Below are 14,165 nucleotides of genomic sequence, written 5' to 3'. Positions count from 1 at the left end.
CGCCTGCTGCCCGCCCTCGCGCCCGGAGCAACGCCGTCTGCTGCCGGCGCGTGCCGCTGCGGCGTGATGCCGGCTTCCAGCAGGCGCCGCGCGGCGCTAGATTGCAGGCCATGAACCCAGCGCCGCAGACCCAGGTACAGGATGAGCCGCCGGCATCCAGGGCCGGAATCTGGCTGCTTGTCGGCGGGGCCGGGCTGCTGCTGCTTGCCGGGCTCCTGCTCTGGTGGCGCGAGGGCGACCGGCTGTTCACCGACGGGCTGATCGCCGCCATCCTCGCCTGCTTCTGACCGGCCTGTCCCGCCCGACCGAGGATTTCGCCTTGAACCGCCGCCTGATCCTGCCGCTCGCCGTGTTCGTCCTCGGCGCCGCCGCGCTCGCCGCAGCGGCCTTCATCACCTTCGCCCCGGCCGGCAGGCAGGGGGGCCAGAGCCTGGCATCCGCCGTCGGCGGGCCGTTCGCGCTGACCACGGCCGAGGGCAAGACGCTGACCGACAAGGACCTGCGCGGCGCGCCCTTCCTGGTCTTCTTCGGCTTCACCCACTGCCCCGACATCTGCCCGACCAAGCTGTTCGAGATTTCCGAGGTGCTGCGCGCCGCGGGCCCGAAGGGCGAGAAGCTCAAGGCGCTCTTCGTCACGGTCGACCCCGAGCGCGATACCGCCGAGACGCTGAAGAGCTATCTCGGCTCCTTCGACCCGCGCATCATCGGGCTGACCGGCGAGCGCGCCGCGGTCGACGCCACGATCAAGGCCTATCGCGGCTACGCCAAGAAGGTGCCGCTGAAGGATGGCGACTACACCATGGACCACACCGCGCTGGTCTATCTGATGGACAGGAATGGCGGCTTCGTCGGCGCCTTCAACATCGAGCGGCCACCGGCGGAAGCCGCGAAGGAGTGGCTGCGGCACCTCTAGCAGTTTCCGATCGCCGGGCCAGCCCGGCCGCGGGAAAGCGCTATTCCGGCAATTTGCGATAGCGCGATGAGCGGGCGAGGCCGTGCTCGGTCTTGTTCCAGGCGAAGCGCCGGTTGCTGTATTCGACCAGCGCCAGCCAGGCGGCGAGCGAGACCAGCAGATAGTAGATCGGCAAGAGCGGCAGCCAGCGCCAGAGGTCGATCGCGCCGCGCCGCCAGGCGCCCAGCGCCGGCACCAGGAAGACCACGCCGATTCCGGCGCCGGTCAGCGTCAGGGCGAGCGAGGACAGCACCAGCTCGAACGGGCCGCTGGGCGCCAGCAGCGAGCCGTCCAGCCAGGCGAGGATCGTGCCGAGCAGGAAGAACGGGTAGCCGAGCGTGCTGAGCAGCGTGCCGAGCGCCAGCACCATGAAGGTCGCCGTCGCGACCAAGCCAGCCTCGCGCAGCAGGTGATGCGGCATCAGGAGATGGCTGATCAGCGTCTGCAGATAGCCCTTCAGCCAGCGCGTGCGCTGCTTCAGCCAGGCCTGCCGCGTGAGCGGCGCCTCTTCGAGCGTGCGCGAGGGCAGGTCTGCCATGCGCCCGCCCGAGCGCATCAGCCGGAAGCCGATATCGGCATCCTCGGTCACGTTCCACGGGTCCCAGCCGCCGATCCGGCGCAGCGCCTCGGTGCGGAAATGGTTCGAGGTGCCACCGAGCATGATCGGCAGGCCGCAGCGCAGCAGGCCCGGATTGAAGACGTCGAAGAGCCCGGCATATTCAAGCGCGAAGGAGCCGGCGAGCCAGCCATCCTCGGGGTTGTCGATGACGAGCCGCGCCTGCAGGCAGACCAGGTCCTCTCCGGCGCGCAGGAAGCGCGCGGCGGCGAGGCGCAGCTGCTGCGGATCGGGCACGTCCTCGGCGTCGAAGATCGTGAACAGCTCGCCCTGCGCCTCGGCCAAGGCGATGTTGAGCGCCCGCGGCTTGGTCTGCGGAACGCCGCGCGGGACGAGCACGACCTGCATGAAGGGCCGCAGCGTCCGCGCCGCCAGAGCGCGCCGCATGCCCCGGTCGCTCTCCTCGACGAGGATGCGGATGTCGAGCTTGGACGGCGGATAGTCGAGCGCCGACAGCGCGGCGACGATCTGGTCCAGCACCGCCTCCTCGCCGAACAGCGGCACGGCGACGGTGTAGACCGGCAGGCGGCTGTCATCGACGCGCCAGCGATGGTCGCGCCAGAGGTCGATGGCCGGCTTCTCCATCAGGGCGGCCAGGCGCAGCACGACGGCGCCGAGGAAGACCGGCCCCAACGCCAGCGCCACGCCGATCAGCGTGCCGACCGGCGCCAGCGTCGCCAGGCAGGCGAGCAGGCCGGCGAGGAGGAGAACCAGCCCCTTCTGCGGCAGGCTGGAGCCGGTGCGGGCGCTGAAGCGAGCGAGACCGGGCTCGTCGAGCCAGGCGGCGTGGCGGGCCAGCGCCGGGGCATTGCTGGCGCGCAGTCCTGCGGCCAGCGCCGAGGGCGTCACGATGACCAGATCGTCGCGGCGATGCAGCTTGCCGGCGAGGAAACGACGCAAGGGCGCGCCGGCCGGCGGCGCATAGGCGAAGCGGATATCGCTTCCCGGCCTGTCGGCGACCTGCGCCGCGCCCTCGCGCAGGATCGCCGTGAGAACGCCGCCGGGCCGAAGCGGCGGCGCCTCCGGCGAAAAGCGCAGGCCGCATTCGGCGGCCAGGGCCCGGTAGAACGCCGCTTCGCCGACAAGGCCGGAGGCGAGGACCTGCCTGGCAGGCGGAACCCCGAGCCGGGCGGCGGCGGCCGCAGCCTGGCGGAGCTCCTCGGGCGGCACGCCATGGCTCGCAAGGAAAGCGATCTCGATCGGCAGGCCGGCTCCGGCCACGCCGCTCACGCAAACACACGGTCACAAGACCGCGCTCCCATTGCCGCCCCCCAGCGCCGGCGGGCAGTTTCACCATCGCCGGCAACCTATGGTTGCCGTTTCGGCGCGGAGAGTCGAGCGGAATTGCAGGGCGCGCGAAGCGGCCTCGGCTGCGCTGGCGGGCGGCGGCCTGTTTCAGCGCCGGCTTCCAGCCAGCCCGCCTTCGTGATGAGCGCATTGCGTGTGGTCGGCGAGCGCCTCGATGATGGCGCAATCGCAGGCGCTGACCCCGCCGGAACAGGTCGAGGCGATCCGCTCCAGCTCCTTCTCGAGCGAGCGCAGCCGCGCGATCTTGTGACGGACGTCGCCGAGGTGCGCGACCGAGATCGCATGCGCCTGGTCGCAGGGCAGATCGGGGCTGTCCGAGAGCTTCAGCAGGGTGCGGATGCTCTCGACGGAGAAGCCGAGATCGCGCGCATGCTTGATGAAGGCCAGCCGCTCGACATGGCGCCTGCCATAGCGGCGCTGGTTGCCCTCGGTCCGTTCCGGTGGCGGCAGCAGATCGACCTGCTCGTAATAGCGGATGGTCTCGACCCTGACGCCGGTCTGTTCCGCCAGGGCGCCGATCGGGACGAGGCGTTCCAGCTTCTTTCGGTCGAGCATGGATTTCCCCTTGAACCTCTAGTCGCTTCAGCTTGTAGGTAGAGAGCCCCTGAACGACTTCAAGTGGAGACAGCTCATGTCCGGCCAGTTGAGAGGGCCTTTGCGATGAGCGGGATGGAGATCGCCAGCTATCTGATGGTCGTGGTCTATGTGATCAGCTTCCTGGCGATGAGCGCGATCCTCGCCAGGGAGGCGGGCCGGCCGGTCTGGCTCTTCGGCAAGGGCGGCGAGCCGCAGGCGCTACCGGCCATGCTCTTCAAGCTCGCCTTCGCCGGCGCCGTGATCTGGCCGCTCCTGCTGGGCGCTTTCGGCAATCCCGTCGCCAGGGATCCGCTCTCGGCGGCGCTCGATGGCCCGTGGCTCGACGTGCTCGGCCATCTCCTCGTCGTCGTCGGGGCCTGCCTCGCCATACTGGCCCAGCGCCAGATGGGCGTCTCCTGGCGGATCGGCGCGGCCGAGGGCGAGCTCGGGCCGATCGTCGACAGCGGCCCTTTCGCGATCTCGCGCAATCCGGTCTTCCTCGGCCAGGCCGTGCTCTTCATCGGCCTGCTGGTGGTGCTGCCGAGCCTGGTTCAGGCCGGGTTGACGCTGGCGCTCCTCGTCGCGATCCGGCTGCAGGTCGCGATCGAGGAACGCGTGCTCGCCGCTTCCCTCGGCCAGCCCTATCTCGACTACCGCGCCCGCGTGCGCCGCTGGCTCGGCACGGTGCGACCGGGCCTCGGACGCCCGGCCTGACCGGGCGTTCAGCCACCGGCACATGCGCGCGCCGGCTCCCGTTCACCAGCTATTAGGGCTGCACCCCGACAATCCCCCGATGTCGATCAGCCATCTCGTCCAGGGTTTCCGCCGCCTCGCGCTGCTCTTCGCCGGCGCCGCGGTGCTGTCCTCTTGCGTCGGAATGGAGGGCGACGACCGGCATCTGCAGCCGCTGCCGGTCGCCCTCGTCTCGCAGATGTCGGCCAGGGGCATGGCGCCGGGCGACCCGATCCTGGTCCGCATCTTCAAGAAGGAGAGCGAGCTCGAGATCTGGAAGCGCGACCGTTCAGGGCGCTATGCGCTGCTCAAGACCTATCCAATGTGCCGCTGGTCGGGCCAGCTCGGGCCGAAGCGGCGCGAGGGCGACCGCCAGGCGCCGGAGGGCTTCTATACCGTCACGGCCGAGCTGATGAACCCGAAATCGCAATACTACCTCTCGTTCAACCTCGGCTATCCCAACGCGCTGGAGCAGGCACAGGGCTTCACCGGCTCGGCGCTGATGGTGCATGGCGCCTGCAGCTCGGCGGGCTGCTATGCGATGACCGACGAGGGCGTCACCGAGATCTACGGCCTCGCCCGCGAGGCCTTCGCCGGCGGCCAGCGGAGCTTCCAGGTCCAGGCCCTGCCCTTCAGGATGACGCCGGAGAACATGGCCGCCCATCGCGCCAACCCGAACATCGCCTTCTGGCGCAACCTCAAGGAAGGCTACGATCATTTCGAGGCGACCCGCCGGCCGCCCAAGCTGGCCTATTGCGAGCAGCGCTATGTCTTCGATCCGGCCGAGGGGGCCGGCCCCTTCGTTCCGGGCGCGGCCTGCCCGGCCTACGAAGCCGAGCCGGAGAGTCGCGATCTCATCGTCCAAAAGCGCGTTCAGGACGAGGAGCGCACCGCCGGGCTGATCGCGTCGGGGGCGCCGGCGATGAGCTATGCGCTGCGCGACGGCGGCATGCATGAGAGCTTCCGGACGCTGCTGAGGAAGATCGGGCCGGAGCGGATGCAGGCCATGGTCGCCGGCAAGGTCGCGATCAGCAATCCCGAGGCCGCGCTCGCCGACCCCTTCGGTTCCGATGCGGGAGAACGGGCCCAGTTCACCGGCTCCTTGCCGGCCCGGTGACGGCCCGGCGCCGCCTGCGGCGCCGGCGCGACCATTTGCCTCCCGCGGCACCATGCGGCTTTGCTTTCGCTGCGGGCTCTGCCGAGAAGCGGGCCAGATTCGAGCCGATGCCCAGGAAAGCCCGATGCCGCTGCTTCGCTGGATACGTTACACCGCCTGGGCGGCACTCGCCGTCGTCGCCTTCGCCGCCGCGGCCATTGCGCTGGGCTGGTGGCGGGTCGATGGGCCGGGCGCACCGGCGCGGCCGGCCGCGACGGCGACCGCACCGCTCGATGTCGGCGGCCCGTTCAGCCTGGTCGACCATCACGGGCGCGCGGTCACCGAGGCGGATTTCCGCGGCAAGCCGATGCTGGTCTTCTTCGGCTTCACCCATTGCCCGGAGGTCTGCCCCACCACGCTGCTGGAGACCACGAACCGGCTGAAGGCCCTTGGCGCCGAAGCGGACCGCCTGCAGGTGCTGTTCATCACCGTCGATCCGGAGCGCGACACGCCGGCGCAGCTCGCGCTCTATCTCCAGTCCTTCGACCCGCGCATCGTCGGCCTGTCCGGCACGACCCAGCAGGTCGAAGCGGCGGTCAAGGCGTACAAGGCCTATGCGAAGAAGATCCCGGCCGCTGGCGGCTACACCATGGACCATACCGCGTCGGTCTATGTGATGGATGCGCAAGGGCGCTACCGCACCCTGATCGACTATCACGAGGACGAGCAGGCGGCGCTGGCCAAGATGCGGCTGGTCCTGAACTAGAGCTCCGGCATCCGCGGCTTTGTGCGTCCTTGCCGGACGGGCTAGGCTCGCCGGCATGCCTTCGCTCAGCCTGCGCATCGACGTCGATCCCGAGACCCGCATCGGACCCGGCAAGGTCGAACTCCTGGAGAAGATCGCGGCGTTCGGCTCGATCTCCGCGGCAGGGCGGGCGATGGGCATGTCCTATCGTCGCGCCTGGGACCTGGTCGAGGAGCTCAACGGCATCTTCGGCAAACCGATGGTCGAACGCCAGGTCGGCGGCAAAAGCGGCGGCGGAGCCAGCCTGACGGCGCTCGGCCTCGCCCTGGTTTCGCATTATCGCGCCATCGAGCAGGCGGCGGCCGAGGCGGCGAGGCCGCATCTCGCGGCGCTCCAGGTCGAGGTCGACAAGCCGGTCGAGGCGCAGGCCGGTGAAGCCGGGCCCGCGGCCGGCGGAGCTACGGGCCGGGGCCGGCTGTAGCGGGGAGTCAGCCGGCAGCGTCGCGCGCGAAGCTCGCGGCCGCCGCCCCGGCGATCCGGCCGCTGAAGCAGGACGGGCCGACCATCATGCCTTCCAGGGGCTTCAGCCCGCCGATATGGCCGCCGGCCATGCCGGCGGTTTCGCCGGCGGCATAGAGCCCGGGCAGGCAGGCGCCGTTTTCCAGCAGCGCGCGGCAGGCCTTGTCGGTCTGGACGCCGCCCATCGCCTTCCGCCCGATCGGGAAGAACTGCACGGCGTGGAAGGGCGGCGTCTGCAAGGCCTGCAGCCCGGCGAGCGGCCGGCCCGTCGCCGGATCATGCATCACGCCCGAGGCGAGCAGTTCATGCCAGGCGGCGATGGTCGCGCCCGCCCCTTCCGGCGCGATGCCGGCGAGGCGCCAGAGTTCCTCCAGCGTCTGCGCCCGCCAGGCATGGGCCGAATGGGCGAGATGGCGGCGGGCGGCCTCGGCTGCGGTCTCCGAACCGGGCGGAACGTGATGGTCGTCGACCGTCACCGCCGCCAGCATGGCATCGTCGAACACCGCCCAGCCGGTCGCCTGCGGCTGTTCGAGCAGGCGCGGCACCGCGACATTGCCGCTGGTCGCCTGGCTCTCGTCATGGAAGCGGGCGCCGTCGCGATTGAGCCAGAGCCAGCCGGTCGCGCCGCGCAGGACGACGCCGCGCTCGCCGCTTGGATCGCGATAGTCCGGCACGCCGGTGGCATAGCAATAGAGATCGCCGAGATGGCCGAAACGCACGCCGTGCCGCCCCAGCATCGCGATCGCCTCGCCCTGTGCGCCGGGGCCGCCACCGGCCAGCACGCGCGGCGCGCCGTCGAGCCAGCGCGCATGACGTCGGATCAGCACGGCATTGGCGGCAAAGCCGCCGATGGCGACGATGACGGTGGGGGCCAGGAACTCCTCGGTCTGCCCCTCGGCATTGCGGCAAGTGACGCCCCGGACTGCCCCATCGGCGACGAGCAGATCGGTCATCCGCAGGCCGAAGCGCCAGGCCCGGTCGAGCCCGAGGCCGGCGCCATGCCGCCAGAGGCCGGCCATCAGCCCGGCGCCGCCATCCAGCGGCCGGTGGAAGCGCGGCACGCTGTCGCCTTCGAAATGCTTCAGGTCCGGGAAGGCGATGCCCAGCCCGGAAAGCCAGGCGAAGACCTCGGCATTGGCGCGCTCGAAATAGGCCTTAGCCCAGTCGCGGTCGAAATCATGACCGCCGGCCGCGAGATCGCGGAAGGCGAGCTCGGGCGAATCCGCGACGCCTCGCTCCTTCTGCATCGCGGTTCCGGGCACGCAGGCGCCGCCGCCGGCCAGCCGCGCCGTGCCGCCGAAACCGGCCGCGGCGTCGATGCCGATGACGCGCGCCCCTTGCGTCGCTGCCTCGATCGCCGCCGAGGCGCCGGCGATCCCGGCCCCGACGACGATGACGTCCGCGCTGCTGCCTGCTGTCATGGCTGCCTCTCTCCTGCGAGCGGCGTGGCGATCAGGTCGGCACCGATCTCGTCGAGCTTCCGGCACCCGGTCAGTGCCATCGTCCGATCGAGCTCGGAGCGCAGCAATTCGAGCGCGTGCAAGGCGCCTGCCTCGCCGCCGGCCGCGACACCATAGAGCGGCGCACGCCCGACCAGCACGCCACTCGCGCCGAGCGCCAATGCCTTGAGGATGTCGCTGCCGCGCCTGACGCCGCTGTCGAGCAGCACGGTGGCGCGCCCGCCGACTGCGGCGACCATCGAAGGCAGCAGGTCGATCGGGCTCGCGGCGCTGTCGAGATTGCGCCCGCCATGATTGGAGACGACGATACCGTCGCAGCCGAGCGCGACGGCGCGCTCGGCTTCCTCCGGCCGCAATATGCCCTTGATCACCAGCGCCCGCGGCCAGGCCTGCCGCAATCGCGCGATGTCGTCCCAGGTCACCGACTGGCTGAGGCCCGTCCGGCGCGCCATCTCGGCCTGTGCTGCGGCGTCCGGTCCAGGCAGCGGCATGTTGACGACCCGCGGCAGGCCGCCGTTGGCGAGATAGCGCAGCGCCACGCCGAGCAGCCAGCGCGGATGCAGCGTGGCCTCCGCCATGGCGCCGAGCGAAGGCCCCCAGGGCGGCATGAAGCGGTCGCGCTGCAGATATTCGCGCTGGCCCAGCACCGGCGTGTCGACGGTGACGATGAGCGCCTGGAATTCCAGCTCCCGGGCCCGCGCCACGATCGCGTCGGTCAGCGAGCGGTCGTTCCAGAGATAGAGCTGCTGCCAGATCGCCGCCCCGCTCTCGGCGATCTCGGCCATCTCGGTGGTGGAATAGGTCGAGATGGTGAAGGGCACGCGGGCCGCCGCCGCCGCCCGCGCCAGCGCCGCCTCGCCCTTGTACCAGAACAGCCCGGCCGGCCCCGCCGGGGCGACCGCGAGCGGCATGGCGTGCCGGTGGCCGAAGAGCAACGCCTCGGTCGAACGCTCCGCGACGTCGACCAGCGTCCGCGGCAGCAGGCGCAGGCTACGGAAGCCCTCGCGGTTGCGGTCGCGGGCGAGGTCGTCCTCGGTCGCCCGGTCGATGAAGGCAAACAGCCCATGCGGCAGGCGCCGCTTTGCCGCCTGCCTCAGATCCTCGATGTTGAAGCAACGGTCGAGGCGCATGGCTCACAGCTTGGACATCGAGGTTTCCTGGGCGGTGATGAATTCGAGCAGGACCGGCTGGCCCTCCTTGGTCTTGGCGATGCCGCGCTCGATGGCGGCGCGGATTTCCTGCGGCTCGGTGATCCGCTCGGCATAGGCGCCGAAGGAACGGGCCATGTCGCAATAATGCCCGGTGATCCTGTGCGCGTCATAGAGCTTGATGGCGCTCGGCATGTTCTTCAGCTCGGTGGCCATGCCGCCATTGTTGAACAGGATGGTCAGGATCGGGATGCGCTCGCGCGCCGCGGTCTCGATGTCCATGCCGGTGAAGCCGATGGCGGCATCGCCCCAGACATTGATGCAGAGATGGTCGGGACAGGCGAGCTTGGCGCCCATCGCGATGCCGAGCCCGTAGCCGAGCTGCGTGGTCTTGCCCCAGCCGATGAAGCTGAGCGGCTCGCGCGAAATCCAGAACGGCGTCAGCTGGTCGCGCGGCCGGCCGGCATCGTTGGTGACGATGGTGCGCTCGTCCTTCGTCGCCTGCATCAGCTCCCAGATGATGCGATAGGGCGAGAGCGGCGCCTCGTTTGAGGTCAGCTTCGGCATCCATTCGGCGAGCCAGGCCTCGCGCGCCTGCTTGATCCGGGCCGCGGTCTCCACCCCCTTGGTCGCGCTGAAGCCGCGTGCCCGCAATTCGTCGATCAGCGCCCGCAAGGCGAGCTTGGCATCGCCGATCACCCCGATTTCGGCAGCGACGTCCTTGTTGAGATGCGCCGGATCGAGCGTCAGATGGACGATGCGCTTGCCGCTCGGCACCGGCACGGCGAACAGCGTCTCTGTGAAGCTGCAGCCGATGCCGAGGATGACGTCGGCCGCATCGAGGAAGGTCTTGACCGGGATCGGATAGGTCAGGCCGCCGGAGCCGAGCGAGAGCGGGTGGTCTTCCGGAAAGCTGCTCTTGCCCGGCAGCGTCGTCGCGACCGGGGCTGCGATCAGCTCGGCCAGCTCCTTCAGCTCGTCCCAGGCCTTCGCATAATGCACGCCCTGGCCGGCATGGATGACGGGATTGGCGGCAGCGACGATGACATCGGCCGCCTTGGCGACATCGGCCGGGTCGGGCCCGTAGCGGCTGACCGAGACCGGCGAATAATTCTCCGGTTCCGGCAACTCGGCCGCCCAGAGGTCGTTCGGCACCTCGACGATCACCGGCCCGCCGCGGCCATTGCGGACCTGGCTGAAGGCGCGGCGCATGATGTTGGTGACCTCGGCCGGAATGCCGAGCGCCTCGGCCGACTTGGCGACGTCGCGCATGCTGACCGCCGAGCTGAAGTTCGGCTTGATGCCGGCGACACGCTGCGGATAGCCCTGCGGGATGACCAGCACGGGAACCGAATCGGCATAGGCCTGCGCCACGCTGCCATAGGAATTCTCGGCGCCGGGGCCGTGCTGCATCGCGAAGACGCCGATCTTGCGGCCTGAGCTCAGCCGCGAATAGGCATCGGCCATATGCAGCCCGGTACGCTCCTGGCGCACCACGATCGGCCGGATGCCGAGCAGGGCGGCCTCGTCGATGACCTTGTTGGACGGATAGCAGAACAAGAGCTCGACGCCCTCCTTCTTCAGGATCGAAGCCATGGCCTGGGCAACGTTCATCGAGGAGGTCTCCGAGTCGGGGCGTAAGGATGCGGCAGGCGCCGGGCTGGCCGGCGGAGCGCAGGGAAGGGTGCGGGCGCCGGCGGTGGGGCCGTGCGCCCCAGCGACTGTATTGCATAAAAATACTATTTATTATGTGAAACCGGATCGCCCGGCTTGTCAACGGCCGCGATGGCCGGCACGGCGGACGGCTCATCGCCGCAGCCGGAGGGCGAAGGCGCACCTGGCCGCCGCGCCGGAGCGCGACGCGAACGGGGTAACGCTTTGAAAAATCTAATTAATCTGGTTTCAGGCCGGGATCGAGCGCGACGCTTCCATGACCAGCGGCGCCAGCTTGCGTTCGGCTTCCTCGAGGGAGAGGCGGGCGCTCGACAGAGCGAGCGTCACCGCGGCGACGGGCGCGCCGCGCGCGTCGCGGACCGCGGCGCCGAGCGAGATATCGCTGTAGTACTCGCCATTGGTGACTGAATAGCCCTTGTCGGCGGTCCGCTTGAGCTTGTCCAGCAATTCGGGAAGCCGATAGGTGGTGTTGGCGGTATAGGGCCTGAGGTCGGAGCGCTCGAGAATGTCGCGCGCCACGGCGGGATCGAGATAGGCCAGCATCGCAATTCCGGCCGCGGTGCAGAAGGCCGGCAGACGGGTGCCGATCACCACGTTCTCGTTGAAGACGTGCCGGCTGACGATGCGCTGGACGAAGACGATCTCGGTATCGTCGAGAATGCCCAGGTTCACCGTTTCGTCGGTCAGCGTATTCAGATGCGTCAGATAGGTCGAGGCGCCGCGAACGATCTGGTTCGAGCGCAGGTAATTATGCCCGATATCGAGCGTCTTCACGGTCAGCTGCAGCGACTTGGTGATCGGGTCCTTCCGGAGATAGCCGAGCTCCGTCAGGGTGAAGACAAACCGTTGCGCTTCGCTCTTGTCGATGCCGAGATGGCTGGCAAGCTGCGTCAGGCCCATCGAGGGCCGCACCGGGCTGAAGGCGTCGAGCACGCGAAAAGCCTTCTCGACCGAACGGACATGCAGCGGCGACGGCCGCGCGGGGCTCGCCGCATCCTCTGGTTCCATTTCGGGGCGCGTTCGACGTGCCATGCAGACCTCCGCTCTCCCCGTAGATTTCCGGTTGACAGATGGCAATGCCGGTCCCAACATTAATAATAAGTATTGCATAGACATACAATCTAATCAAGGTGCGCTGCACACCGGCTCGGGAGGGCTGGGCCGCGGCCATGGAGCGAGAAGAGGAGACCGGCGAAGGGCCTCGAAGGCCTGGGCGGAAAAAGGCCTGGGCGGAAACGAGTGCAGCCGCCTTCTTCGCAGAAAAGCCCGGCCGGATATCGGCGGGCCGGCAAGTCTGGCTACCCTTGACCAATGAACAGAACGGGGAACGTGACCATGGGTTCGAAAGATCTGCTCCACCTCTCGCGACGGCGCCTCCTGCTGACCGGCGGCGTGATGGCTTCCGGCCTCGCCGCTCCGGCGGTCTGGACCTCGGCGAATGCGCAGTCGCGGCGCATCGTCGTGCGCGATCCCGGCGGGCCGTTCTCCAACGCCTTCAAGGTCGCCTTCTTCGAGCCCTTCAAGAAGGAGACCGGCGTCGAGGTCGTCGGCGTCAGCTCGGCCAACGAGCCGGTGAGCCAGATCAAGGGCATCGTCCAGTCCGGCGCCAAGACCTGGGACATCGCCGGCGGCATCAGCATGGCGACGGTGCATCAGCTGAAGACGGATGGCGACTATGTCGAGCCGCACCGGCTCGACGACGATCCGGTGATCAAGGAGATCCCGGCCGAATTCCGCAACGAGCTGGCGATCGGCGTCGAGGTCTACACCACGGCGCTCGGCTATCGCACCGACAAGTACAAGGACAAGGCGCCGAAGACCTGGGCCGATTTCTTCAACGTCACCGAGTTTCCCGGCCGGCGCGCCATGCGCAAGAACCCGGCGGACACCATGGAGATCGCCCTGTTCGCCGACGGCGTCACCAAGGAGCAGATGTATCCGCTCGACATCGAGCGCGCCTTCAGGAAGCTCGCCACGATCAAGCCGCATGTCAGCGCCTGGTGGACCTCGGGCGCGCAGGCGACGCAGATGCTCGCGACCGGCGAGGTCGACATGATCCCGACCTGGTCGTCGCGCTCGGCCGCCGCAGCCGAGCAGGGCGCTCCGATCGCGATCTCCTATGACAACAACATCTGGGGCACCGACGTCTGGGCGATCCTCAAGGGCGGCGCCAATATCGAGATCTGCCGCGAGTTCATCCGCTTCGCCTCGGATGCCAAGCGACAGGCGGCGCTCGCGCCCTTCATCGTCAACGGGCCGACCAATCCCAATGCCTACAAGCATATCGACGAGGCGCGCGCCAAGCACCTGACGACCAACCCCGCCTATCGCGCCAACAGCCTGCAGATCAACGACGCCTTCTGGGCGGCCAATCGCGACAAGGTCGCGGAGCGCTTCAACGCCTGGCTGCTGACCTGAGCGAGCAGGGCGCGGCCGGGCTGCCGGTCGCGCTCGGTCCGCCGGCCGGCCCTTCCGACGAGAGCGGCGGCTCGCGCAAGGCACGCGCCCGCCGCCGCCGCGCAGACGCGATCCGCGTCCAACCGACCCAGGGGCGATGACGAGCGAAAAGAGCATTTCGGCCGGCGCGATGCCGGCCCAGGAAAAGCCGGCCGAGAAGCCGGTCGAGAAACTGGTCGTCGAGGGCCTGACCAAGCGCTATGGCGACTTCACGGCGCTGCATCCGACCGATCTGACGGTTCGCGCCGGCGAGTTCATGACGCTGCTCGGCCCGTCCGGCTCCGGCAAGACGACGCTGCTCCTGATGGTCGCCGGCCTGCTGCAGCCCGATGGCGGCCGCCTCGCCATCGACGGCCGTAACGCCACCTATGCCCCGCCCTGGGAGCGCGGCATCGGCATGGTCTTCCAGAATTATGCCCTGTTCCCGCATCTCAGCGTCTTCGAGAACATCGCCTTTCCGCTGCGCATGCGCCGCGTCGCCGAGGCGGAGGTCAAGGCCGCCGTCGGCCGGGCGCTCGATGTCGTGCGCCTGCCCCATGTCGCCGACCGCCTGCCTCGCGCCCTCTCCGGTGGCCAGCAGCAGCGTATCGCGCTCGCCCGCTGCCTGGTCTTCGAGCCCAGCCTGATCCTGATGGACGAGCCGCTCGGCGCGCTCGACAAGAAGCTGCGCGACCAACTCCAGATCGAGATCAAGCACCTGCACCGCCAGATCGGCACGACCATCCTCTATGTCACTCACGACCAGCAGGAGGCGCTGACCATGTCGGACCGCGTCTGCCTGATGAATGGCGGGCGCATCGAACAGCTGGGCGCGCCGCAGGAGTTGTATTTCAGGCCGCGCACCCATTTCGCCGCCGATTTCCTCGGCGAATCCAATTTCAT

General features: G+C 69.1%; 14 protein-coding genes. 8 read left to right on the top strand and 6 right to left on the bottom strand.

Going from position 1 to position 14,165, the window contains the following annotated elements; translation table 11 throughout:
* Window positions 1-110: 110 nt before the first annotated feature.
* Window positions 111-287 carry a hypothetical protein gene (locus V6M56_RS13595; protein ID WP_332684511.1) on the top strand — a complete coding sequence of 59 codons (177 nt, stop codon included), beginning with the start codon at window positions 111-113 and terminating at the stop codon, window positions 285-287.
* A gap of 32 nt (window positions 288-319) precedes the next feature.
* Window positions 320-913: an SCO family protein gene (locus tag V6M56_RS13590; protein ID WP_332684508.1), complete on the top strand. Its 594-nt coding sequence runs from the start codon at window positions 320-322 to the stop codon at window positions 911-913.
* A 40-nt stretch (window positions 914-953) separates the two neighbouring features.
* Here the strand turns inward: V6M56_RS13590 and V6M56_RS13585 are convergent, their stop codons facing one another.
* Both V6M56_RS13585 and V6M56_RS13580 read right to left on the bottom strand, forming a co-directional pair.
* Window positions 954-2,798: a glycosyltransferase gene (locus tag V6M56_RS13585; protein WP_332684506.1), complete on the bottom strand. Its 1,845-nt coding sequence runs from the start codon at window positions 2,796-2,798 to the stop codon at window positions 954-956.
* A 165-nt stretch (window positions 2,799-2,963) separates the two neighbouring features.
* The gene (locus V6M56_RS13580) at window positions 2,964-3,431 is read right to left on the bottom strand and encodes a MerR family transcriptional regulator (protein ID WP_332684505.1); all 468 of its coding nucleotides are present in this window, start codon (window positions 3,429-3,431) and stop codon (window positions 2,964-2,966) included.
* A gap of 105 nt (window positions 3,432-3,536) precedes the next feature.
* Between V6M56_RS13580 and V6M56_RS13575 the strand changes: the two genes are divergently transcribed.
* The 4 genes from V6M56_RS13575 (at window position 3,537) to V6M56_RS13560 (ending at window position 6,506) form a co-directional block, all read left to right on the top strand.
* Entirely contained in the window at window positions 3,537-4,166 is a 630-nt protein-coding gene (locus V6M56_RS13575) for a methyltransferase family protein (protein ID WP_332684504.1), read from the top strand.
* Window positions 4,167-4,245: 79 nt separating this feature from the next.
* Entirely contained in the window at window positions 4,246-5,301 is a 1,056-nt protein-coding gene (locus V6M56_RS13570) for a murein L,D-transpeptidase family protein (RefSeq protein ID WP_332684503.1), read from the top strand.
* A 124-nt stretch (window positions 5,302-5,425) separates the two neighbouring features.
* Window positions 5,426-6,046: an SCO family protein gene (locus V6M56_RS13565; protein ID WP_332684501.1), complete on the top strand. Its 621-nt coding sequence runs from the start codon at window positions 5,426-5,428 to the stop codon at window positions 6,044-6,046.
* Window positions 6,047-6,101: 55 nt separating this feature from the next.
* Window positions 6,102-6,506 (top strand): winged helix-turn-helix domain-containing protein, encoded by a 405-nt coding sequence (locus V6M56_RS13560; protein ID WP_332684499.1) that lies wholly within the window; start codon window positions 6,102-6,104, stop codon window positions 6,504-6,506.
* Between the two features lie 7 nt (window positions 6,507-6,513).
* Here V6M56_RS13560 and V6M56_RS13555 read toward each other — a convergent pair whose 3' ends face one another.
* The 4 genes from V6M56_RS13555 to V6M56_RS13540 all read right to left on the bottom strand — a co-directional run bounded on the left by V6M56_RS13555 (window position 6,514) and on the right by V6M56_RS13540 (window position 11,858).
* Window positions 6,514-7,965 carry an FAD-dependent oxidoreductase gene (locus V6M56_RS13555; RefSeq protein WP_332684498.1) on the bottom strand — a complete coding sequence of 484 codons (1,452 nt, stop codon included), beginning with the start codon at window positions 7,963-7,965 and terminating at the stop codon, window positions 6,514-6,516.
* Entirely contained in the window at window positions 7,962-9,134 is a 1,173-nt protein-coding gene (locus tag V6M56_RS13550; RefSeq protein ID WP_332684496.1) for an alpha-hydroxy acid oxidase, read from the bottom strand. Before V6M56_RS13550 ends, V6M56_RS13555 begins: the two co-directional genes overlap by 4 nt.
* Before the next feature lie 3 nt (window positions 9,135-9,137).
* The gene (locus V6M56_RS13545) at window positions 9,138-10,895 is read right to left on the bottom strand and encodes a thiamine pyrophosphate-requiring protein (protein WP_332684543.1); all 1,758 of its coding nucleotides are present in this window, start codon (window positions 10,893-10,895) and stop codon (window positions 9,138-9,140) included.
* Between the two features lie 159 nt (window positions 10,896-11,054).
* Window positions 11,055-11,858, bottom strand: coding sequence for an IclR family transcriptional regulator (locus tag V6M56_RS13540; protein ID WP_332684494.1), 804 nt, complete (start codon window positions 11,856-11,858; stop codon window positions 11,055-11,057).
* A 303-nt stretch (window positions 11,859-12,161) separates the two neighbouring features.
* Between V6M56_RS13540 and V6M56_RS13535 the strand changes: the two genes are divergently transcribed.
* Together V6M56_RS13535 and V6M56_RS13530 are read left to right on the top strand one after the other, a co-directional pair.
* Window positions 12,162-13,244, top strand: coding sequence for an ABC transporter substrate-binding protein (locus V6M56_RS13535; protein ID WP_332684492.1), 1,083 nt, complete (start codon window positions 12,162-12,164; stop codon window positions 13,242-13,244).
* Window positions 13,245-13,413: 169 nt separating this feature from the next.
* The coding region (locus tag V6M56_RS13530) for an ABC transporter ATP-binding protein (RefSeq protein ID WP_332684541.1) at window positions 13,414-14,165 on the top strand (752 nt) is incomplete at its 3' end.

The sequence above is a fragment of the Allobosea sp. genome (assembly GCF_036675845.1).
Lineage (GTDB): Bacteria > Pseudomonadota > Alphaproteobacteria > Rhizobiales > Beijerinckiaceae > Allobosea.
The sequence above is the reverse complement of the archived record's forward strand: the minus strand, read 5'-3'. Positions and strand labels throughout refer to the sequence as shown.